We start from the raw sequence: 21,162 nt of genomic DNA on the forward strand, positions 1-21,162 counted from the left end.
CGCGGGCGGCGGGGCGCGCTTTGATGGACGTATGACGACGAACAACTGGGCAGCGTTCGAGAAGGCGGAACCGGAGTTCGCGGCGGCCGTGCGGGCCCGCTTCGCGAAGTTCCCGCACCACGTCCTGGCCACCCTGCGCAAGGACGGCTCGCCCCGGGTCTGCGGGCTCAACGTCGACTTCCGCGGCGGGGAGCTGTGGCTCGGCATGATGGCGGGCTCGATGAAGGCCCGCGACCTCCAGCGCGACCCCCGCTTCGCCCTGCACACCAACCCGGGCGAGGGCATGGCGATGCCCGAGGGGGACGTACGGATCTCCGGCCGCGCGGTGGAGATCGTGGACCCGCCCGAACTCCACCGCTACGCGGAGGAGACCGACTCCCCGCACCCCTTCCACCTCTTCCACGCCGACCTGACCGAAGTCGTCCGCACCACGGTCGACGGCGAGGAACTGGTCATCCACACCTGGACCCCGGCCCACGGCACCCACACCCTCCGCCGCGGCAACGACGACGAACCCCCGCGCGAGGACCCGGCGTGCTGAGGCGCGACCCGGGGGTCCGGTCTCACCGCGCGTTCCGCACCAGCTCGTCGAGTACGCGGTCCAGCGCGGTGGCCCGTACGCCGAGCACGCGCTCGGTCTCGGAGGCGTCGAGGCGCAGTGCGTGTGCGTACTGGTAGGAGATCTCCGGGAGCTCGGCCGTCACGGCGTCCGCCGCGACGGCCGCGTCGAGTTCCGCACCCGTCATGGTCCGCAGCCTCGGAGCCGGTGCCCCGGCGGCCCCGGCCAGCCGCCCCATCAGCTCCCTCGGAGAGGAATCGCAGGTGGACGGCACGTGCCAGGCGCGGCCCCAGACGTCGTCCCGGGCACCGACCGCGATCAGGGTGCGTGCGACGTCGCCGACGTAGGACCAGGGGTGCGGCGCGTCCAGGCCGACCGGCAGGACGGCCTCCTCGCCGGCCAGTACGGCGGGCACGGCGACCAGCGGGAACAGGCCCTGCGCGGACGCCCCGAAGAAGTCGCCGGCCCGGACCTCGGCGCACCGCACCCGCCCGGCCCGGTGCGCCGCCAGGGCCTCCTCCCACATGGCGGCACGGACCCGGCCCTTGTCGGAGTTCGGCTTCATGGGCAGGTCGGGCGTGAGCGGCCCGTCGACCGGCCCGTACCCGTAGACGTTGCCCAGCATCACGTAGTCGGTGCCGGTCCGCCCGGCGGCGGCGAGCAGTGCGGCGGCGAGCGGCGGGAAGGCGGTCCGCCAGTCCTGGTAGGCGGGCGCGGCCGCGTTGTAGAGGGTCTTGGCGCCGTCCAGCAGCCCGGCGAGCCGGTCGGCGTCCGTGACGTCGGCGGCGATCCGCTCCACGAGCGGATGGTCGGGCCCGCCACCGCTGCGGGTGATGACGCGGACCTGCTCCCCGGATTCGGCGAGCAGGTGCGCGGTGGCGGTGCCGATCGCGCCGGCGCCGACGACGACGTGCAAGGGCAAGGGCAAGGACATGGCTGTACTCCCGTACTGGTAGGACGAGTTGTGGCGGTGATGGATCAACCCTCGCTCCGGGAAGCCCCGTACAGTAGTGGCCCGAATGCCAAGACTCCGGAGATTCGAGCCATGACGACCACCCGCCCGCACCGTGTCGCGGTCATCGCGTTCCCCCCGGTGACCACCTTCGACCTGTCGATCCCGGGCGCGGTCTTCGGCGTGACGCTCGTCGACGGGAGGCCTGCCTACGAGGTGACGGTCTGCACGCTCGACCCGGGTGTGGTGGAGGCCTCGTACGGTCTGGACGTCGTGGTGCCGCACGGGCTGGAGGCGGTCGAGCGGGCCGACACGGTGATGGTCACGGGCACGGGCAACCGCTTCGGCGCGGCCCCGCAGGTATTGGACGTCCTGCGGACGGCTGCCGCCCGGGGCCTGCGCATCGCCTCGATCTGCACGGGCGCCTTCGTCCTCGCCCAGGCAGGCCTGCTCGACGGGCGGGGCGCGACGACCCTGTGGACGGTGTCGGACGATTTCCGGCGCCTGTTCCCCTCGGTCACCCTCACCCCCGACGTGCTGTTCGTGGAGGACGGCGGGATCCTCACCTCGGCCGGGATGTCGGCCGGGATCGACCTGTGCCTGCACATGATCCGCTGCGACCACGGGGCGGCCGTCGCGAACGCCACCGCGCGCCTGGTGGTGGCGGCCCCGGTCCGCCCGGGCGACCAGGCCCAGTTCATAGAGACCCCGCTCCCGCCCGAACGGGGCACCTCGCTCGCCGCGACCCGCGCCTGGGCCCTGGCCCGCCTGCACGAGCCGACGACCCTGGCCGACCTGGCCCGGCACGCGGGCCTGAGCGTACGAACCCTGACGCGCCGCTTCCGCTCGGAGACGGCCCTCAGCCCCCTCCAGTGGCTCCTCCACCAACGCCTGAACCGCGCCCGCGAGATCCTGGAGACCACCGCGCTCCCGATGGACCAGGTGGCGTCCCGCAGCGGCCTGGGCACGGCGGACTCCCTCCGCACCCACCTCGCACGCCACACGGGCCTCACCCCCTCCGCCTACCGCGCGGCCGCCCGGGTTGTCGGTGCCGCCCCCTAACGTGGGGCAGGTCGAACACGGATCGGGACAGACCTCCGGGGGGACCCATGAAGCAGATGCTCCAGGTACGCCGACGCACCGCGCTCACGCTCGCGGCGACGACGGCGGCCCTCACCCTGACCACCGGCACCGCCCTGGCGGCGTCCGGCGGACTCCTCCCCCACCCGGGCCCCGACGGCCTGGTCTGGGTACCCGAACAGACCGGCTCCGGCGGCTTCGTCTCGGGCGGCCTCTCCCCCCGCCTGGACACCTACACCACCTTCGCCTGCGAGGGCGGCGGCAGCATGGTGGTGTCCTTCACCCTCGACGAACACCCGGACCGCAACCCGCCCCCCTTCACCCTGGACTGCCCGGCGGACACCCCGGCCCACATCACCATCCCCCTCGGCACGGGCCTCCACGGCGGCTTCGGAGCCGTGGTCACCACCTCGACCCCCACCCTCCGCTGGGCCGCCACGGTCGTCCAGCCGGAGTAGCCCCACCGGAACGCCACGCCGCCCGTCACCCCCGGCCGGGGCCCTGACGGGCGCCGTGTCGCATCGTGGACTCCTTGAAGCGCACCCACACGGTCTTCCCCACCAGGTGATCGATGACCCCGAAGTCATCGGCGAGTTCGGAGACCAGCCACAGTCCCCGGCCGGCCAACGCGTCCACGCCGGGCCGTCCGACAGCCGGCACGCCCGGGCCGCTGTCCCTGACCTCGACCCGGACGACGCCTTCTTCCCACAACAGGCGCACGCAGAACTCACGCCCGTGCGGAACGCCGTGGAGCACGGCATTCGCTGCGAGCTCTGACGTACAGAACCGGATGTCGTCACCCCGATCCACGATGCCCCACTGCCCGAGCGTGTCTCCCGCGAACTGCCGGGCGGCACGCACCGAGCTGCGCGTCCGCGGAAATCGCTGCTGCCTACAAAGGGTCACGCCACCCACCACCTTGACGCTGAGTTCCGACTGCGTGACCGACCGTATCGCTATTCGCGAAAAGCGGCAAGGTGGAGCAGACTGAAACCCGGCGGCGGGCTTCGCATAGCGTGGGAGCGGCAGCAACCAGTCGACGTACGGGAGGACGGCATGGACGGCACCGGGTGGACCAGCACGTCGACGCCCTATCTGGCACCACGCACGGCCGGAGAGCCGGATGCGTGGACGGAAGAGGCGGAGTCGGCCGGCCGTCGCGGCAGCCAGCGGATCGTGTTCGCGGGAGAGACACCCGCGACTGCCGAGGCCGCGCGGCTGCTCGGTACGGACGAGGGAGAAACGGTCGTGGTCCGCCGACGGGTCATCGAACTCGACGGAGACCCGTACGAGTTGACCAACACCTTCTACCCTGCCCGCATCGCGTCCGGCACGCCCTTGGCCGGTTCCGCCAAGATCCGGGGCGGAGCGGTCACCCTGCTGGCCTCGCTCGGACACGTCGGGACACGAGTCGTGGAGACCGTCACGGCGCGAATGCCATCCGCCGAGGAACGGAAGCAGCTGCGCGTGGGCCACGGCGAGCCGGTGCTGTGCATCGCCCGCGTCACGTACGACGCGACGGACGCACCCCTTCAGGCCGACCTGATGGTCATGCAGGCGACCCGCCAGCAGCTGCGCTACGAAACCACGATCGGATGACCTTGCCCACCCCTGGAGCCACCGCACACGACCCTCGGCCGTTGCACGCGCGCATCGCCGCCGACCTGCGCGACGCCATCATGAACAGCGATCTCGCGCCTGGGTCCAACGTCCCCTCGACGGCGCGGCTTAAGGAACGCTTCGACGCCTCGAACGCCACCATCCAGAAGGCGGTGCAGATCCTCAAGACCGAAGGGCTCGTGGTCGGTCGAGCAGGTGCCGCCGTAACCGTACGCGCGAACCGGCAACAGACCGTCCGCCCCGCGTCCTCGCTCGCACCGGCCCCGGCGGGCGCCGCATATCCGTGGCTGGCCGAGATCGCGGGCCGGCCCGGTACCGAGGCCCGCAGCGACCTGATCGGGGTCGCCGAGACTGAGGTACATGGCGACCTCGCGACCGCCCTCGGCCAGGAGAACGGCACTCTGGCGGTGCTTCGGCAGCAGCTCATCACCATGGGCGACGAGCCCGCCGAACTCGTCAGCTCCTACTACCCGCCCGCCATCGCGCGCGGCACGGCTCTCGCCGAACCCCGCAAGATCCGGGGCGGGACCCCGACCCTGCTCGCGGGGCTGGGGTTCCCTCCACGCACCAGCGTGGACCGGGTGTCCGCACGCGTTCCCACCCGGGCGGAGCACGCGGCACTGCGCCTGCCCGGCGACCTGCCGGTACTCCGCACGCTGAGGACCGTGTACAGCGACGGCCATCGGCCGGTCGAGGTCACCGTGATGGTCAAGGCGGGCCACCTGTACGAGCTGCAGTACGAGTTCACGCCGGAGTAGCCCCCGAACGCCACCGCGCCCGCCATCCCTGGTCGGGGACATGGCGGGCGCGGGTCGGAGTTCCGTACGCCGTTGTACGGACCGTATGAGGGGTCCCGCCGTTCGCGCGGCGGGGGCGCTGTCCGGCCCCCGCCCTCGCGGGCGGGGGGCTGACGGGTCAGACCATCAGGGAGCGGTCCGTCGGCTTGACCGGGTACGGGAGGGTGCTGGCGCCGGTCAGGTAGCGGTCCACGCCGCGGGCGGCCGAGCGGCCTTCCGCGATGGCCCACACGATCAGCGACTGGCCGCGGCCCGCGTCGCCGGCGACGAAGACGCCGTCGGCGTTGGTGGCGTACGAGGCGTCGCGGGCGATGTTGCCCCGCTCGTCCAGGTTCACGCCGAACTGCTCGACCAGACCGTTGGCCTGGTCGGTGCCGGTGAAGCCCATCGCCAGGGTGACCAGCTGGGCCGGGAGGACCCGCTCGGTGCCGGGCTTCTGGACCAGCTTGCCGTCGACGAACTCGACCTCGGTCAGGTGCAGGGACTGGACGTTGCCGTCCTCGTCGCCCTCGAAGTGGGTGGTGGAGACGGAGTAGATCCGCTCGCCGCCCTCCTCGTGGGCCGAGGTGACCTTGTACAGCATCGGGAAGGTCGGCCACGGCATGGACTCCGGGCGGTCCTCCGACGGACGCGGCATGATCTCCAGCTGGGTGACCGAGAGGGCACCCTGGCGGTGGGCGGTGCCGACGCAGTCCGCGCCGGTGTCGCCGCCGCCGATGACGACCACGTGCTTGCCCTCGGCCGTGATGGGGGGCGCCATGAAGTCGCCCTCCTGGACCTTGTTCGCGAGGGGGAGGTACTCCATCGCGAAGTGGACGCCGTTCAGGTCGCGGCCGGGGACCGGGAGGTCGCGGGAGACGGTGGCGCCCGCCGCGACGACGACCGCGTCGAACCGCTTGCGCAGGTCCGTGGCGGTGATGTCGCGGCCGACCTCGATGCCGGTGCGGAACTTGGTGCCCTCCGCGCGCATCTGCTCGATGCGGCGGTTGATGTGCACCTTCTCCATCTTGAACTCGGGGATGCCGTAGCGCAGCAGCCCGCCGATGCGGTCGGCGCGCTCGTACACGACCACGGTGTGGCCGGCCCGCGTCAGCTGCTGGGCGGCGGCCAGGCCGGCCGGGCCGGAGCCGATGACGGCCACGGTCTTGCCGGACAGGCGCTCGGGCGCCTGCGGGGTGACGTCGCCGTTGTCCCAGGCCTGGTCGATGATCGAGACTTCGACGTTCTTGATGGTGACGGCCGGCTGGTTGATGCCGAGCACGCACGCCGACTCGCAGGGAGCGGGGCACAGGCGGCCCGTGAACTCCGGGAAGTTGTTCGTGGCGTGCAGCCGCTCCGCCGCCGCCGACCAGTCCTCGCGGTACGCGAAGTCGTTCCATTCGGGGATCAGGTTCCCGAGCGGGCAGCCGTTGTGACAGAACGGGATGCCGCAGTCCATGCAGCGGCCGGCCTGCTTGCTGATGATCGGGAGCAGCGAGCCCGGGACGTAGACCTCGTTCCAGTCCTTGACGCGCTCGGCGACGGGACGGGTGCAGGCGGTCTCGCGCGGGGTGGTGAGGAAGCCCTTCGGGTCAGCCATTGGTCGCCGCCTCCATCATCTTCTCGGTGGTCTCGGACTCGGAGAGTCCGGCCAGCTCAGCGGCGTCCTTGGCGGCGAGCACTGCCTTGTACGTGGTCGGGATGATCTTGCTGAAGCGGGCCGCGGCGGCGTCCCAGTCAGCCAGGAGCTTCGCGGCCACGGTCGAGCCGGTCTCCTCCTCGTGGCGGCGCACCACATCGTGCAGCCACTGCTTGTCGGCGTCGGAGGGGGCCTCGACGGCCTCCGCGTTGCCGACGTTGACCTGGCGGGGGTCGAGGTCGATGACGTACGCGACGCCGCCCGACATGCCGGCCGCGAAGTTGCGGCCCGTCTCGCCGAGGACGACCGCGGTGCCGCCGGTCATGTACTCGCAGCCGTGGTCGCCCACGCCCTCCGAGACGACCAGGGCGCCGGAGTTGCGGACGCAGAAGCGCTCGCCGGTGCGGCCGCGCAGGAACATCTCGCCGCCGGTGGCTCCGTAGCCGATGGTGTTGCCGGCGATGGTGGAGTACTCGGCGAGGTGGTCGGCGGCGCGGTCCGGGCGGACCACGACGCGGCCGCCGGAGAGGCCCTTGCCGACGTAGTCGTTGGCGTCGCCCTCCAGGCGCAGGGTGACACCGCTCGGAAGGAAGGCACCGAAGGACTGGCCGGCCGAACCGGTGAAGGTCAGGTCGATGGTGTTGTCGGGCAGGCCCGCACCGCCGAACTTCTTGGTGACGTGGTGGCCGAGCATGGTGCCGACGGTCCGGTTGATGTTGCGGATCGCGACCTGGGCGCGGACCGGCTGGGCCGTCTCGGCGGTCTCGGCGTTCAGCGCGTCGGCGGCGAGCTCGATGAGCTCGTTGTCGAGGGCCTTCTCCAGACCGTGGTCCTGCTCGATCAGGGCGTGGCGGACCGCGCCCTCGGGCAGCTCGGGCACGTAGAAGAGGGGCTCCAGGTCGAGGCCCTGGGCCTTCCAGTGCGTGACGGCCTTGCTGGTGTCGAGGAGCTCGGCGTGGCCGACGGCCTCCTCGATCGTGCGGAAGCCCAGCTCGGCGAGGAGCTCGCGCACCTCCTCCGCGATGAACTCGAAGAAGTTGACGACGAACTCGGGCTTGCCGGAGAAACGGTCGCGCAGGACCGGGTTCTGCGTGGCGATGCCGACGGGGCAGGTGTCCAGGTGGCAGACGCGCATCATGACGCAGCCGGAGACGACGAGCGGCGCGGTCGCGAAACCGAACTCCTCGGCGCCGAGCAGCGCGGCGATGACCACGTCGCGGCCGGTCTTGAGCTGGCCGTCCGTCTGGACCACGATGCGGTCGCGCAGCCCGTTGAGCAGCAGGGTCTGCTGGGTCTCGGCGAGGCCGAGCTCCCAGGGGCCGCCCGCGTGCTTGAGCGAGGTGAGCGGGGAGGCGCCCGTACCGCCGTCGTGGCCGGAGATCAGGACGACGTCCGCGTGGGCCTTGGACACGCCGGCCGCGACCGTACCGACGCCGACCTCGGACACGAGCTTCACGTGGATGCGCGCGACCGGGTTGGCGTTCTTGAGGTCGTGGATCAGCTGGGCCAGGTCCTCGATGGAGTAGATGTCGTGGTGCGGCGGCGGGGAGATCAGACCGACACCCGGGGTGGAGTGACGGGTCTTGGCGACCCACGGGTAGACCTTGTGGCCGGGCAGCTGGCCGCCCTCGCCGGGCTTGGCGCCCTGCGCCATCTTGATCTGGATGTCGTCCGCGTTGACCAGGTACTCGCTCGTGACGCCGAAGCGGCCGGACGCGACCTGCTTGATGGAGGAGCGGCGCGCCGGGTCGTACAGGCGGTCCGGGTCCTCGCCGCCCTCACCGGTGTTGGACTTGGCGCCCAGCTGGTTCATGGCGATGGCGAGGGTCTCGTGCGCCTCCTTGGAGATGGAGCCGTACGACATGGCGCCGGTGGAGAAGCGCTTGACGATCTCGGAGACCGGCTCGACCTCGTCGATGGAGATCGGCGTACGGCCCGCCTCGCCCGTCTTGAAGCCGAACAGGCCGCGGAGCGTCATCAGGCGCTCGGACTGCTCGTTCACGCGGTCCGTGTACTTGCGGAAGATGTCGTACCGGCGGTTGCGGGTCGCGTGCTGGAGGCGGAAGACCGTCTCCGGGTCGAACAGGTGCGGCTCGCCCTCGCGGCGCCACTGGTACTCGCCGCCGATCTCCAGCGCGCGGTGCGAGGCCGGGATGCCGGAGGCCGGGTACGCCTTGGCGTGGCGGGCGGCCACCTCCTTGGCGATGACGTCCAGGCCGGCGCCGCCGATCTTGGTGGCGGTGCCCGCGAAGTACGTGCCGACGAACTCCTCGTTCAGGCCGACGGCCTCGAAGACCTGGGCGCCGCGGTAGGAGGCGACGGTGGAGATGCCCATCTTCGACATGACCTTGAGGACGCCCTTGCCGAGGGCGTAGATCAGGTTCTTGATGGCCTGCTCCGGCTCCAGGCCGGACAGGAAGGTACCGGCGCGCAGCAGGTCCTCGACGGACTCCATGGCCAGGTACGGGTTGACGGCCGCGGCGCCGTAGCCGATGAGCAGGGCGACGTGGTGGACCTCGCGGACGTCGCCGGCCTCGACCAGCAGGCCCACCTGGGTGCGCTGCTTGGTGGCGATGAGGTGGTGGTGCACGGCCGCGGTGAGCAGCAGCGACGGGATCGGCGCGTGCTCGGCGTCCGAGTGGCGGTCCGACAGGACGATCAGGCGGGCGCCGGCCGCGATGGCGGCGTCGGCCTCGGCGCGGATCTCCTCGATCCGGGCGGCGAGGGCCTCGCCGCCGCCGGAGACCCGGTAGAGGCCCGACAGGGTGGCGGCCTTCATGCCCGCCATGTCGCCGTCGGCGTTGATGTGGATGAGCTTGGCGAGCTCGTCGTTGTCGATCACCGGGAAGGGCAGGGTGACGCTGCGGCAGGACGCGGCGGTCGGCGCCAGCAGGTTGGACTGCGGGCCGATCGAGGACAGCAGCGAGGTGACGAGCTCCTCGCGGATGGCGTCCAGCGGCGGGTTGGTGACCTGCGCGAAGAGCTGCGTGAAGTAGTCGAAGAGCAGCCGGGGGCGCTCGGACAGGGCCGCGATGGGCGAGTCCGTGCCCATGGAGCCGAGGGCTTCGCCGGCCGTGCGGGCCATGGGCGCGATGATGACGCGCAGCTCTTCCTCGGTGTAGCCGAAGGTCTGCTGGCGGCGGGTGACCGAGGCGTGGGTGTGCACGATGTGCTCGCGCTCGGGGAGGTCCGTCAGCTCGATCTCGCCGGTCTCCAGCCACTCCGCGTAGGGGGCGGCGGCGGCCAGCTCGTCCTTGATCTCGTCGTCCTCGACGATGCGCTTCTGCGCGGTGTCGACGAGGAACATCTTGCCGGGCTGCAGGCGGCCCTTGCGGACGACCTTGGACGGGTCGATGTCGAGGACGCCGACCTCGGAGCCGAGGACGACGAGGCCGTCGTCGGTGACCCAGTAGCGGCCGGGGCGCAGACCGTTGCGGTCGAGGACCGCGCCGACCTGGGTGCCGTCGGTGAAGGTGACGCAGGCCGGGCCGTCCCAGGGCTCCATCATCGTGGAGTGGTACTGGTAGAACGCGCGGCGGGCCGGGTCCATGGAGGTGTGGTTCTCCCACGCCTCCGGGATCATCATCAGCACGCTGTGCGGCAGGGAGCGGCCGCCGAGGTGGAGCAGCTCCAGGACCTCGTCGAAGGAGGCCGAGTCGGAGGCGTCCGGGGTGCAGATCGGGAAGATGCGGTCCAGGGCGCCCTCGCCGAAGGCGTCGGTGGCCAGCTGGGACTCGCGGGCCTTCATCCAGTTCCGGTTGCCCTTGACCGTGTTGATCTCGCCGTTGTGCGCGACGAAGCGGTACGGGTGGGCGAGCGGCCAGGACGGGAAGGTGTTCGTCGAGAACCGGGAGTGGACCAGGGCGAGCGCCGAGGCGAAGCGGCGGTCGGAGAGGTCCGGGAAGAAGGGCTCCAGCTGGCCGGTGGTCAGCATGCCCTTGTAGACGATGGTGCGGGCGGAGAGCGACGGGAAGTACACGCCGGCCTCGCGCTCGGCGCGCTTGCGCAGCACGAAGGCCTTGCGGTCCAGCTCGATGCCGGTGCTGCCGTTGCTCACGAACAGCTGCGAGAAGGCGGGCATCGTGGTGCGCGCGCCGTTGCCGAGCAGGTCCGGGGTGACCGGGACCTCGCGCCAGCCGAGGACCGTGAGGTTCTCCTCGGCGGCGATGGCCTCGATGCGCTCCACGGCGACGGCCTGTGCGGTGCCGTCGGCGGGGAGGAAGGCGATGCCGACGGCGTACGCGCCGGCCTCGGGGAGGTCGAATCCCGCGACCTCGCGGAGGAAGGCGTCCGGCACCTGGGACAGGATGCCCGCGCCGTCGCCGGAGTCCGGTTCGGAGCCGGTGGCGCCGCGGTGCTCGAGGTTCCGCAGGACGGTCAGGGCCTGCTCGACGAGGGTGTGGGTGGCCTCGCCGGTGAGGTTCGCCACGAATCCGACGCCGCAGGCGTCCTTCTCGTTGCGCGGGTCGTACATGCCCTGCTGGGCGGGGCGACCGTCCATGGGCGACCAGGCGGTGTTGCTGAGGCCGGTCGCGGAGTGCGTGGATGCGGAACGCATCGGCTCTCCCGTCGTCGTCGTGGCAATGTGCTAGCCGAGGGACGACGTTGGCCCTCTGCGAAATTTCGTGCAGGTTACATGATGACGGTAATTCCGAGAACCGGATATCACATTCCAGCATGCGGACACTGCGCGAGGCAGAAAGAAGGGACCTTCAAGGGATTCTCGGGGTCGCAGACACCTCTGACGAGGCCTGCTGGGCACAACACGGGGTGAAGGTCCCGGCGCGAGACGGGCATCGTTGCCCGGCGCCCTGGTCTGATGCCCAGCGGTCACGGAACCGAAACCACCGGGTAACGGACTACTTATGTTGCGTGCTGCATAGTGTCTCACTCCCGCGGCCGTTAGCCTATGGCGCCGCCGATCCAGGTTCCCAGGATGTACGTCACACCCGCGGCGGCGCCACCCAGGACGAGCTGGCGCATACCGCTGTACCACCACGACCGGGCCGTGACCCGCGAGACCACCGCACCGCAGGCGAAGAGCCCGACGAGCGCCAGTAGCACGGCCGGCCACAGGGCGGTCGCTCCGAGCAGGTAGGGCAGTACGGGGAGCAGCGCGCCCAGCGCGAAGGAGCCGAAGGACGACACGGCCGCCACCAGCGGCGAGGGCAGGTCGTCGGGGTCGATGCCGAGCTCCTCGCGGGCGTGGATCTCCAGCGCCTGGTCCGGGTCGCGGGAGAGCTGCATCGCGACCTCGCGGGCGAGGGCGGGCTCGACGCCGCGAGAGACGTAGAGCTCGGCCAGCTCCTCCATCTCGTCGACGGGGTGCTTGCGCAGCTGCTGGCGCTCCACGTCCAGCTCGGCGAGGACCAGCTCGCGCTGCGAGGCGACGGAGGTGTACTCGCCGGCCGCCATCGAGAAGGCGCCGGCGGCGAGACCGGCGAGGCCGGTGATGACGATCGTCGCGGGGGCGACCGCGCCACCGGCCACGCCGGTCATCAGGGCGATGTTGGAGACGAGGCCGTCCATCGCGCCGAAGACCGCCGGGCGCAGCCATCCGCCGTTGACGTCACGGTGGGTGTGGTTGTCGCGGTGGGCGGTGTGCAGCGGCGCTTCGATGTCGATGATGGACACGGCGTATCTCCCCTTTTGTGCGAATGGGTACGAGCGGGCACGAGCGGGCACGCGAAAGCAACGCGCAGCTGTCCCCTGACGCGGGGCACTCCCCCTGAACACCTCGAAAGTACGCACGATTTCAGGCTCCCGCCAGCAAGGAAGGCCGTACTTACCTGGGGTTTCGCGGGTCGGCGACCGGGTGACGGGGGCGGGCGGGGGGCGTTTCGCGGCGACCGACAAACCTCATGCCGTGGCACAAATCCCCCAAGGGCTCATGATGAGTCCCCCACCAAGTGGAGAGGCGCGCCATGGAGCTGATTGCATGCAATCCGCAGGTCCTCCTCGAACGGGCCAGGGGAGCGCTTCTCGGCCTCGCGGTGGGTGACGCGCTGGGCGCCCCCGCGGAGAACATGAAGCCGTCGGAGATCCGCGCGAAGTGGGGCCGGATCGAGGGCTTCGTCTCGGACGACCCGGCGGGCACGGACGACACGGAGTACGCGATCTTCTCGGGCCTGCTGCTGGCCCGGCACGGCTCCGCCCTGACCGTCGCGCACGTCGAACGGGCCTGGCACCACTGGATCGCGGACCTCGACGAGGGCCCCTTCCGCGGCGCCGGCTTCTCCGAGCGCGGCACCCTGGAGAACCTCCGCCGGGGCCTGGCGGCGCCGATCTCGGCCCAGCACCGGCACGCCTGGTCGGACGGCCTGGCCATGCGGGCGGCCCCCTTCGGGGTGTTCGCGGCGGGACGCCCGGCGGAAGCGGCCCGGCTGGTCGCGATCGACGGCACCGTCAGCCACGACGGCGAGGGCATCTACGGCGGCCAGGCCGTCGCCGCCGGCGTCGCGGCCGCGATGGCGGGCGGCTCCCCCGCCTCGGTGGTCTCGGCGGCCCTGTCCGTCATCCCGTCCGACTCCTGGACGGCCCGCTCGCTGCGCCGTGCCGTGACCGCGGCCCCGCGCGGCGAGCGGGCGGTGCGCTCGGCGGTGGTCATCGGCGGCTACCCGTGGACGGACCTGGCCCCGGAGGCGGTGGGGCTGGCCTTCGGCGCGTTCGCCGCCTGCGCGGGCGACTTCCCCGCCTCGGTCCTCACCGCGGTGAACATGGGCCGGGACGCCGACACCACCGCGGCGGTGGCGGGCGCCCTGGCCGGCGCCCTGTCCGGCGCCGCCGCCATCCCCGCCGCCTGGGCCTCGGCCATCGGCCCGGTCCGCGGCAGCTGCCTCCCGTCGATGCGCGGCTACCACGTCCTGGACATCGCGGACCTCCTCACCCCGGAAACCGAGCCCGCCCGATGACCCACCACACCACCCTCACCGACCCACCCCCGGAAGCCGAATCCCCCACGACCCCGGCCGCCGGGGCCGCCCCGCCCGACGGGACCGTTCCCGGCACCGCCGCTGCCCCGGCTCCGCCCGACGGGACCGGACCAGGCACCGCCGCAACCCCGACCCCGGCCCACGGGACGGGACCCGACACCTTCACTCCCCCGACCCCGCCCGACGGGACCGGACCGGCCACCGTCACGGCCCCGACCCCGCCCGACGGGACCGGCCCCGGCACCTTCACGGACCCGGTGGCCGACGGGACCGGACCCGGCGCCGTCGCGGCCCTGCCGGCCGGAGAGCCGGCCGTGCCTCCCGGAGGCGGGGCCTCGGGGCACCCGGTACGGGCAGCTGCCGTGGCCGCCGCCCCGGCCGCGGGGCAGCCCCCTCGGACGGGCACCGAGTGGGCCGCCGTGTCCAGGACGGTGCCGGACGGGGTCACCTCGCCGGCGGGGGCCGGGGGCCTGCCCCCGGTTCCGGGAAGGGGCGGGGTGGGGGGAACCTCCGCCCCCGGCCGGACCCCGCGCACGGAACCGCGTACCCCCGCGACCGCACCGGACGCGGCCACCGCGCCGGCCCCGCCGCCCGAGGCGGCCCGCACGGAGCCGCGTACCCCCGCCGCCCGGCCGGAGGCCGCCGGCACGGGCCCCCGTACGACCCCCGCCACCCCGCCGGAGGCGGCCCGGCGGATCGAGGGGCTGCTCCTCGGGCTCGCCGCCGGCGACGCCGCCGGGTGGCCCGCCGCCCGGCACCGGGCCAGCCGGATGCCCGAGTGGACCCGCCGCCTCACCCGCGAGCTCGACACCTTCGCCGAGCAGAACGCCACCACCACCCTCCCCGTCCCCATCGCCCTCAACCAGCCCCCCGAACCACTGCGCCTCGGACCCTCCGACGACGCCGAATGGGCCGCCTTCGCCGCCGAATCCGTACTCACCGCCGCCGGGGTGCTGCTCAGCGACCTCTCCCGGTCCCGCCGCATGCGCGCCGCCATCGACCTCGCCTGGAACGCCCTCGCCAGCGAGGTCGCCGCCGCCGCGGAACGGGCCCCCGAGGTCGAGTCCGCCGTCCTGCCGATGCGCGCCCGGATCTCCGTACGCGCCGGCCTCGGCAACCTCGCCGCCGGCCTGCGCCCGCCCGCCACCGGCCACGACAACCCGCACTACTTCGACGACGCCGCCTGCATCCGCGCCTGCGTACTCGCCGTCGTGCACCCCGGCGACCCGGAAACCGCCGCGGACCTCGCCGAGTTCGACGCCCGCTACACCCAGGACGGCGACGGCGTCCACGGCGCCCGCGCCATGGCCGCCGCCGTCGCCGCCGCCCTCGCCGGCGCGGACACCGACACCGCCGTCGACGCCGCGCTCGCGCAGCTGCCCGCCCCCACCGAGATCGGCCGCAATGCCCGGCACGCCGTCAAGCTCGCCCGCGCGGAGACCGGCGGTGCCTTCGCGCTCGTCCCCCTCCTGGAACACCAGATCGTCGACCACGTCTACAGCTACGGCATCGCCGCCGCCGAGACCGTCCCCGTCGCCCTCGCCCTCGCCACCGCCGCCCGCGGCAAGGTCTGCGAGGCCGTCCCGGCCGCCGCCTGCCTCTCCCGCGTCGCCGACTCCGCCCCCGCCCTCGCGGGCGCCCTCACCGGCGCCCTCGGCGGGGGCGACTCCCTCCCCGCCGCCTGGCGCGAGGCCTGCCGCACCCTCTCCGGCTGCGCCCTGCCCCGGCTGGCCGGAACCGACCTCGTCGAACTCGCCGCGCTGCTCTCGCGTACGGAACTCACCACCCTGAAGGGATGATTCGGGCATGACCCCCACACTGGAGGACCGGTTCTCGGGCGCCCTCGTCGGCGCCGCCGTCGGCGACGCCCTCGGCGGGCCGGTGGAGGGCTGGTCCCCGGAGCAGATCGCCGACCGGCACGGCGGCCGCGTGCACGGCATCGTCGGCCCCTGGTACGAGGACTGGCGCACCGCCCGGCCCATCGCGCCGTACCACAAGGGCGACGGGCACGTCACCGACGACACCCTCATGACGCACGCCCTGGTGCGCGTCTACACAGCCGTACGCGACCACCTGGACGCCTACGCCGTCGCCGAACACCTCGTGCCGGACCTGATGGGCACCCCGCGCTGGATCCCCGAGCTGGAGGCCGAGGCCCTGCCCCTCCAGCGGATTTTCCTCGCCGAGAAGTGGATCGTGACCCGGCTGCACTACGCGCACGCGGACCCCCGCGAGGCCGGCACCGGCAACATCGTCAACTGCGGTGCGGCGATGTACATGGCCCCGGTCGGCCTGGTCAACGCGGGCAACCCGGCCGCCGCCTACGCCGAGGCGCTGGACGTCGCGGGCGCGCACCAGTCCTCGTACGGGCGGGAGGCCGCGGGCGTGTTCGCCGCGGCGGTCGCGGCGGCCTGCGCCCCGGGCGCGACGGCCGCCACCGTGGTGGACACCGCGCTCGCCCTCGCCAAGGACGGCACCCGCGACGCCATCGCCGCCGTACGCGACGTCGCGCTGCGGCACCGGGACTTCGAATCCGCCCTGGCACCGCTGCGGGCGGCCGTGGCCCCGTACGACTCGGTCGGCCCCGACTACCGGGCGCCCTCCCTCGGCGCCCGCCGCCCCTCGCGCCTGCACTCCATCGAGGAACTCCCCGTAGCCCTCGGCATGCTGCTGGTCGCGGACGGCCGGTACGAGGCGGCGGTGCTCGGCTCCGTCAACTACGGCCGCGACTGCGACTCCATCGCCACCATGGCCGGGGCGGTGGCCGGCGCCCTCGGCGGGGAGTCCGCCGTCCCGGCCGCCTGGGCCAAGCAGGTCGCCGAGGCCAGCCGGCTCGACCTGCACGCCCCGGCCGCCGAACTGGCCGCCGTGGCCCGGGAGGTCTTCGACCGGGACCGGTCCCGCCGGCGCGCCCACGAGGCCGCCTTCGACGCGATCGCCTCACCGCGGTGACCCTCCCCTGCGCCGGAGGCGTCCCGGGCCCGGCCGTCGGAGCCGCCTCGCGCCCCACCCCCGACCCCGTATGCCTGACCTGGGTCCAGCCCGAGGACCTGCTCGGGCACGAGCTGCGCCAGGCCGCGGAGGACGGACGCGACCCCGGGCCGGCCCGCGCCGCCTGGCTCGCGGCGGGCGGCCGCCCGGCGCCCGCCCGGGCCGGGGCCTCCCCCGCACCCGCCGCGCCGGAACTGCGCGCGCTCGCCGCCCGCCTGCTGGACGGCCTCGCGGAGCTCCCCGTCCCCACCGCCGCCGCGGAGCCCACCGACTGGCCGGCCATCCGGGCCGCCTGGGCCGCGTCCCCGCCCCCGGCCGCACGCCCGCCGGCCCCCGGGCTGCGCCGCAGGCTGGAGGCCGCCTGGGTCGGCCGGGCCGTCGGCTGCGTACTCGGCAAACCCGTCGAGAAGCTCCCCCTCGACGGCATCCGCGCCCTCGCCCGCGCCGCCGGCAACTGGCCGCTGGACCACTGGTTCACCGCACGCGGCGTCCCCGCGGAGCTGCTGGCCGCGTACCCGTGGAACCGCCGCTCCGCACCCACCTCCCTCGCCGAGAACATCGACGGCGCGCCCGAGGACGACGACCTCAACCACCCCCTCCTCTGCCTGCTGCTCCTCCAGCGGCACGGCAAGGGCTTCACCACCGCCGACCTGGCCCGGCTCTGGCTCGACGAGCTCCCCGCCGGCCGCACCTTCACCGCCGAACGCGTCGCCTACCGCAACCTCCTCCAGGGCCTGGAGCCCCCGCACACCGCCACCCGCCACAACCCCTTCCGCGAGTGGATCGGCGCCCTCATCCGCGCCGACGTCCACGGCTGGACCAACCCCGGCGACCCGGCCGCCGCCGCCGAACAGGCCTGGCGGGACGCCACCCTCACGCACACCGCGGGCGGGGTGCACGCCGCCCTGTTCGCCGCGGCGGCCATCGCCGAGGCCGCCGGCGGCCGGGCCGACGTGCACGGCGCGCTGCGGGCCGGGCTCGCCGTCGTACCGCCCGGCTCCCGCCTCGCCGAGGCCGTCCGCCACGGGATCCGCACCGCCCGCGAGGAGGCCTGCTTCGACCGGGCCGTGGACCGGCTGCACGCCCGCTACGGCCACTACCACTGGGTGCACGCCGTCCCCAACACCGCCCTGATCGCCGCCGCCCTCACCCACGCCGACGGGGACTTCACCCGCTCCGTCTGCCTCGCGGTGTCCGGCGGCTGGGACACCGACTCCAACGGCGCCACCGCCGGCTCGGTCGCCGGACTCCTGGCCGGATCCCCCGACCGGATCCCTGAGCGCTGGACCGCACCGCTGGAGAACCGCCTCGCCACCACCGTCGCCGGCTTCGACGGCACCGGCTTCGACACCCTCGCGCACCTCACCGCCCAGCTCGCCACCCAGCCCGCCACCCAGGAGGCACCCCGCTCATGACGGCCATCGCCGTGCTCGGCAGTACCAACATGGACCTCGTCGCCTACGTGCCCAAGGCCCCCCGCCTCGGGGAGACCGTCACGGGCCGGGAGTTCCGCACGGCCCCCGGCGGCAAGGGCGCCAACCAGGCGGTGGCCGCCGCCCGCCTCGGCGGGGAGGTGGTGATGATCGGCGCCGTCGGGGCGGACGAGTTCGGCGTACGGCTGCGGGCCGGGCTGGCGGCGGCCGGGGTCGAGACCGCCGCGCTGCGCACCGTCGAGGGCGCGAGCGGCACCGCGCACATCACCGTCGACGACGAGGGCGGCAACAGCATCGTCGTCATCCCCGGCGCCAACGCCCGCGTCACCGGCCTGGAGGCGGGCGACGCGTCGCGGATCGGCGCCGCCGACTGCCTGCTGCTCCAGCTGGAACTGCCCCTGGAGGCCGTCCTCGCCGGCGCGGAGGCCGCCCGCGCGCACGGCGTCCGCACCGTCCTCACCCCGGCCCCGGCGCAGCCTCTGCCGGCCGGGCTGCTCGCCGCCACCGACCTGCTGGTCCCGAACGAGCACGAGGCCGCCGCCCTCACCGGGCTCACCGACCCGCACCGGGCCGCGGAGGCGCTGCTGCGGGAGGTGCCGGAGGTGGTGGTCACCCTGGGCGCGGCGGGCTGCCTGTACGCGGCCCGGGGGCGCGAGCCGCTCACGGTGTCGGCCCCCCGGGTGCGGGCGGTGGACACCACCGCCGCCGGGGACACCTTCGTCGGGGCGCTCGCGGTGGCGCTCGGGGAGGGCCGCGCCATGCCCGAGGCGCTGGCCTGGGCCTCGGTGGCGGCGGCGCTGTCCGTGCAGCGGCCGGGGGCGCAGGACTCGATGCCGACCCGCGCCGAGGTGGACCGGGCGGCCGCGGCCCGGGCCGCGGGCGGGGCGGAGTCATGACCCCCGCGGACGCACCACCGGCCGCCGCACCACCGGCCGCCGCGTCGGCCGGTCCGCTGGCGGGGCTGCGCGTGCTCGACCTGGCCACCCTGTTCGCCGGGCCGCTGGCCGCCACCCTGCTCGGGGACTTCGGCGCGGAGGTGGTCAAGGTCGAGCACCCGCACCGGCCCGACCCCTCCCGGGGCCACGGGCCGGCCAAGGACGGGGTCGGGCTGTGGTGGAAGCTGCTCGGCCGGAACAAGCGGACGATGACCCTCGACCTGTCCGTGCCGGGCGGCCGGGACACCCTGCTGCGGCTGGCCGCCACCGCCGACGTGGTCGTCGAGAACTTCCGCCCCGGCACCCTGGAGAAGTGGGGCCTGGGCTGGCCGGAGCTGTCGGCCGCCAACCCGCGGCTGGTCCTGGCCCGCGTCACGGCCTTCGGCCAGCAGGGCCCGTACGCCCGCCGGCCGGGCTTCGGCACCCTCGCCGAGGCGATGAGCGGCTTCGCCGCGATCACCGGGGAGCCGGACGGCCCGCCGACCCTGCCGCCCTTCGGCCTCGCGGACTCCATCGCTGCCCTGACCTGCGCGTACGCGGTGATGACCGCGCTCGCCGGCCGGGACCGGACCGGTCACGGCCAGGTGGTCGACCTGGCGATCATCGAGCCGATCCTGACCGTGCTGGGCCCGCACCCGCTCTGGTACGACCAGCTCGGCTACGTCCAGCCCCGCACCGGCAACCGTTCCGCCAACAACGCCCCCCGCAACACCTACCGCAGCGCGGACGGCCGCTGGCTGGCGGTGTCCGCCTCGGCCCAGTCGATCGCGGAGCGCGTGCTGCGGCTCGTCGGCCGGCCCGAGCTGACCGCCGAGCCCTGGTTCGCGACCGGCTCCGGGCGGGCCGCGCACGCGGAGGTCCTCGACGAGGCGGTCGGCGGCTGGATCGCCCGGCACAAGGCCGAGGAGGTGGTCGCGGCCTTCGAGGAGGCCGAGGCCGCCGTAGCCCTCGTCTACGACGTGCGGGACGTGATGGCCGATCCGCAGTTCGCGGCCCTCGACACGGTCACCGAGGTCGAGGACCCCGAACTCGGCCCGATCCGCATGCAGAACGTCCTCTTCCGGCTGTCCGGGACCCCCGGCGGGATCCGCTGGGCCGGCCGCCCGCACGGCGCGGACACCGAATCCGTCCTGACCGAGCTCGGCCTGACCGGGCCCGAGATCGCCGCCCTCCGTACCGAAGGTGCCCTTTGATCCTGACCTGGCTCTACGCACCCGGGGACCGCCCGGAGGTGGTGGCGAAGGCCCTGCGCAGCGGGGCCGACGCCGTCATCGTCGACCTGGAGGACTCGGTGTCGGTCTCGCGCAAGGAGTACGCCCGCGCGGCCACCGCCGAGCTGCTGACCGAGCGGCCGCCGGTCCCCGTGCACGTCCGCGTCAACGCCCTCGGCTCCCCCTGGTCGGGAGCCGACCTGACCGCGCTGGCCAAGCTGCACGGTCTCGCGGGCCTGCGGCTGCCCAAGGTCGACGCGCCGGAACAGATCACCCGGGTCGCGGACCGCACCGGAGGGGTGGCGCTGTACGCGCTGCTGGAGTCCGCGCTGGGGGTGGAGAGGGCGTACGAGATCGCGCGCGCCCACCCGTCCCTGCAGGGGCTGACGCTGGGCGAGGCGGACCTGTGCGCGGACCTCGGCGTCTGTGCGGAGAGCGGGCTGGACTGGCCGCGTTCCAGGGTCGTCGTGGCCGCCCGGGCCGCCGGGCTGGCACCGCCGGCGCAGTCGGTCTTCCCGGACATCCGGGACCTGGAGGCGCTGGCCGCCTCCTGCGCGCGGGGGCGGGCCCTGGGGTTCCTCGGCCGTGCGGCGATCCACCCACGGCAGCTCCCGGTGATCGAACGCGCCTTCCTCCCCGGGCCGGAGGAGGTCACCGCCGCCGAGGAGATCGTCACGGCGGCCCGCGCCACCCCGGGCGCGCTCGCCCTCCCGGACGGCCGCTTCGTCGACCCCGCCGTGGTCGCTGCCGCGCACCGCACCCTGTCCTTGTCCCGCCGCGCCCCTTCTTGACGCGCCGCTCGCACGGCTCGGCCCCTGGGGGCCTCCCCGGCTTCGCGGCGCTGCGCCGGCCTCCGGCCGCCGGGTGTCGGGCGGGGCCGGTTCGGGTGGCTGGTGCCGGTTGGTCGTCTGCGGGCGGGTGGGCCGCTGCGCGGGCTGGGTCCCCTACCCGCCCTTCCACCGTTCCCAGGGGCTCCGCCCCTGACCCCGTTGCGCTCAAACGCCGCGCGGGCTGGATTTCGCGCAGCGAAATTC

Annotated in this window: 17 protein-coding genes; 12 read left to right on the plus strand and 5 right to left on the minus strand. The window is 73.9% G+C overall.

The features are described from left to right. Nucleotides 1-31 precede the first annotated feature (31 nt). A complete protein-coding gene (locus ACQKM2_RS23010) occupies nucleotides 32-541 on the plus strand; it encodes a pyridoxamine 5'-phosphate oxidase family protein (protein ID WP_427712498.1) in 510 nt (169 codons plus the stop codon). 22 nt (nucleotides 542-563) lie between these two features. Here ACQKM2_RS23010 and ACQKM2_RS23015 read toward each other — a convergent pair whose 3' ends face one another. Further along, a complete protein-coding gene (locus ACQKM2_RS23015; RefSeq protein ID WP_427712500.1) occupies nucleotides 564-1,493 on the minus strand; it encodes an NAD-dependent epimerase/dehydratase family protein in 930 nt (309 codons plus the stop codon). A gap of 111 nt (nucleotides 1,494-1,604) precedes the next feature. Between ACQKM2_RS23015 and ACQKM2_RS23020 the strand changes: the two genes are divergently transcribed. Both ACQKM2_RS23020 and ACQKM2_RS23025 read left to right on the plus strand, forming a co-directional pair. Continuing rightward, nucleotides 1,605-2,573, plus strand: a complete 969-nt coding sequence (locus ACQKM2_RS23020) for a GlxA family transcriptional regulator (protein WP_427712503.1) — start codon at nucleotides 1,605-1,607, stop codon at nucleotides 2,571-2,573. A gap of 47 nt (nucleotides 2,574-2,620) precedes the next feature. After that, nucleotides 2,621-3,049 carry a hypothetical protein gene (locus ACQKM2_RS23025; protein ID WP_427712505.1) on the plus strand — a complete coding sequence of 143 codons (429 nt, stop codon included), beginning with the start codon at nucleotides 2,621-2,623 and terminating at the stop codon, nucleotides 3,047-3,049. 25 nt (nucleotides 3,050-3,074) lie between these two features. On the opposite strand, the gene ACQKM2_RS23030 is transcribed toward ACQKM2_RS23025, so the two are convergent. Beyond that, nucleotides 3,075-3,506, minus strand: a complete 432-nt coding sequence (locus tag ACQKM2_RS23030; protein WP_427712507.1) for an ATP-binding protein — start codon at nucleotides 3,504-3,506, stop codon at nucleotides 3,075-3,077. A gap of 141 nt (nucleotides 3,507-3,647) precedes the next feature. Here ACQKM2_RS23030 and ACQKM2_RS23035 point away from each other — a divergent pair, with 141 nt between their 5' ends. Next, on the plus strand, nucleotides 3,648-4,190 hold the full coding sequence (locus tag ACQKM2_RS23035; protein ID WP_427712510.1) for a GntR family transcriptional regulator: 543 nt from the start codon (nucleotides 3,648-3,650) through the stop codon (nucleotides 4,188-4,190). Continuing rightward, nucleotides 4,187-4,969: a GntR family transcriptional regulator gene (locus ACQKM2_RS23040; protein ID WP_427712512.1), complete on the plus strand. Its 783-nt coding sequence runs from the start codon at nucleotides 4,187-4,189 to the stop codon at nucleotides 4,967-4,969. The genes ACQKM2_RS23035 and ACQKM2_RS23040 overlap by 4 nt, the downstream gene beginning before the upstream one ends. Before the next feature lie 157 nt (nucleotides 4,970-5,126). On the opposite strand, the gene ACQKM2_RS23045 is transcribed toward ACQKM2_RS23040, so the two are convergent. The 3 genes from ACQKM2_RS23045 to ACQKM2_RS23055 all read right to left on the minus strand — a co-directional run bounded on the left by ACQKM2_RS23045 (nucleotide 5,127) and on the right by ACQKM2_RS23055 (nucleotide 12,260). After that, nucleotides 5,127-6,587, minus strand: coding sequence for a glutamate synthase subunit beta (locus ACQKM2_RS23045; RefSeq protein ID WP_427712515.1), 1,461 nt, complete (start codon nucleotides 6,585-6,587; stop codon nucleotides 5,127-5,129). Continuing rightward, nucleotides 6,580-11,127 carry a glutamate synthase large subunit gene (gene gltB / locus ACQKM2_RS23050; protein WP_427712538.1) on the minus strand — a complete coding sequence of 1,516 codons (4,548 nt, stop codon included), beginning with the start codon at nucleotides 11,125-11,127 and terminating at the stop codon, nucleotides 6,580-6,582. Before gltB ends, ACQKM2_RS23045 begins: the two co-directional genes overlap by 8 nt. Before the next feature lie 401 nt (nucleotides 11,128-11,528). Continuing rightward, a complete protein-coding gene (locus ACQKM2_RS23055; protein ID WP_427712518.1) occupies nucleotides 11,529-12,260 on the minus strand; it encodes a VIT1/CCC1 transporter family protein in 732 nt (243 codons plus the stop codon). 290 nt (nucleotides 12,261-12,550) lie between these two features. On the opposite strand from ACQKM2_RS23055, the gene ACQKM2_RS23060 reads away from it, so the two are divergent. The 7 genes from ACQKM2_RS23060 (at nucleotide 12,551) to ACQKM2_RS23090 (ending at nucleotide 20,919) form a co-directional block, all read left to right on the plus strand. Beyond that, nucleotides 12,551-13,537 (plus strand): ADP-ribosylglycohydrolase family protein, encoded by a 987-nt coding sequence (locus ACQKM2_RS23060; RefSeq protein WP_427712521.1) that lies wholly within the window; start codon nucleotides 12,551-12,553, stop codon nucleotides 13,535-13,537. 518 nt (nucleotides 13,538-14,055) lie between these two features. After that, on the plus strand, nucleotides 14,056-15,357 hold the full coding sequence (locus tag ACQKM2_RS23065; RefSeq protein WP_427712541.1) for an ADP-ribosylglycohydrolase family protein: 1,302 nt from the start codon (nucleotides 14,056-14,058) through the stop codon (nucleotides 15,355-15,357). Nucleotides 15,358-15,364: 7 nt separating this feature from the next. Then, nucleotides 15,365-16,510, plus strand: coding sequence for an ADP-ribosylglycohydrolase family protein (locus tag ACQKM2_RS23070; RefSeq protein ID WP_427712524.1), 1,146 nt, complete (start codon nucleotides 15,365-15,367; stop codon nucleotides 16,508-16,510). Nucleotides 16,511-16,584: 74 nt separating this feature from the next. Next, nucleotides 16,585-17,964, plus strand: coding sequence for an ADP-ribosylglycohydrolase family protein (locus ACQKM2_RS23075; protein ID WP_427712544.1), 1,380 nt, complete (start codon nucleotides 16,585-16,587; stop codon nucleotides 17,962-17,964). Next, on the plus strand, nucleotides 17,961-18,878 hold the full coding sequence (gene rbsK / locus ACQKM2_RS23080; protein WP_427712527.1) for a ribokinase: 918 nt from the start codon (nucleotides 17,961-17,963) through the stop codon (nucleotides 18,876-18,878). The genes ACQKM2_RS23075 and rbsK overlap by 4 nt, the downstream gene beginning before the upstream one ends. Further along, nucleotides 18,875-20,110 (plus strand): CaiB/BaiF CoA transferase family protein, encoded by a 1,236-nt coding sequence (locus ACQKM2_RS23085; protein WP_427712529.1) that lies wholly within the window; start codon nucleotides 18,875-18,877, stop codon nucleotides 20,108-20,110. The genes rbsK and ACQKM2_RS23085 overlap by 4 nt, the downstream gene beginning before the upstream one ends. Next, the gene (locus tag ACQKM2_RS23090; RefSeq protein ID WP_427712532.1) at nucleotides 20,107-20,919 is read left to right on the plus strand and encodes an HpcH/HpaI aldolase/citrate lyase family protein; all 813 of its coding nucleotides are present in this window, start codon (nucleotides 20,107-20,109) and stop codon (nucleotides 20,917-20,919) included. The genes ACQKM2_RS23085 and ACQKM2_RS23090 overlap by 4 nt, the downstream gene beginning before the upstream one ends. Nucleotides 20,920-21,162 lie beyond the last annotated feature (243 nt).

Source organism: Streptomyces sp. NPDC004126, assembly GCF_050275515.1.
Taxonomy (GTDB): Bacteria; Actinomycetota; Actinomycetes; order Streptomycetales; family Streptomycetaceae; genus Streptomyces.

Bases quoted from the DNA above. Each gene is read 5' to 3' on its own strand.
- ACQKM2_RS23070 (WP_427712524.1), top strand. From the start codon at position 15,365: ATGACCCCCACACTGGAGGACCGGTTCTCGGGCGCCCTCGTCGGCGCC.
- gltB (WP_427712538.1), bottom strand. From the start codon at position 11,127: ATGGACGGTCGCCCCGCCCAGCAGGGCATGTACGACCCGCGCAACGAG.
- ACQKM2_RS23085 (WP_427712529.1), top strand. From the start codon at position 18,875: ATGACCCCCGCGGACGCACCACCGGCCGCCGCACCACCGGCCGCCGCG.
- ACQKM2_RS23015 (WP_427712500.1), bottom strand. From the start codon at position 1,493: ATGTCCTTGCCCTTGCCCTTGCACGTCGTCGTCGGCGCCGGCGCGATC.
- ACQKM2_RS23025 (WP_427712505.1), top strand. From the start codon at position 2,621: ATGAAGCAGATGCTCCAGGTACGCCGACGCACCGCGCTCACGCTCGCG.
- ACQKM2_RS23010 (WP_427712498.1), top strand. From the start codon at position 32: ATGACGACGAACAACTGGGCAGCGTTCGAGAAGGCGGAACCGGAGTTC.
- ACQKM2_RS23045 (WP_427712515.1), bottom strand. From the start codon at position 6,587: ATGGCTGACCCGAAGGGCTTCCTCACCACCCCGCGCGAGACCGCCTGC.
- ACQKM2_RS23060 (WP_427712521.1), top strand. From the start codon at position 12,551: ATGGAGCTGATTGCATGCAATCCGCAGGTCCTCCTCGAACGGGCCAGG.
- ACQKM2_RS23035 (WP_427712510.1), top strand. From the start codon at position 3,648: ATGGACGGCACCGGGTGGACCAGCACGTCGACGCCCTATCTGGCACCA.
- ACQKM2_RS23020 (WP_427712503.1), top strand. From the start codon at position 1,605: ATGACGACCACCCGCCCGCACCGTGTCGCGGTCATCGCGTTCCCCCCG.
- rbsK (WP_427712527.1), top strand. From the start codon at position 17,961: ATGACGGCCATCGCCGTGCTCGGCAGTACCAACATGGACCTCGTCGCC.
- ACQKM2_RS23040 (WP_427712512.1), top strand. From the start codon at position 4,187: ATGACCTTGCCCACCCCTGGAGCCACCGCACACGACCCTCGGCCGTTG.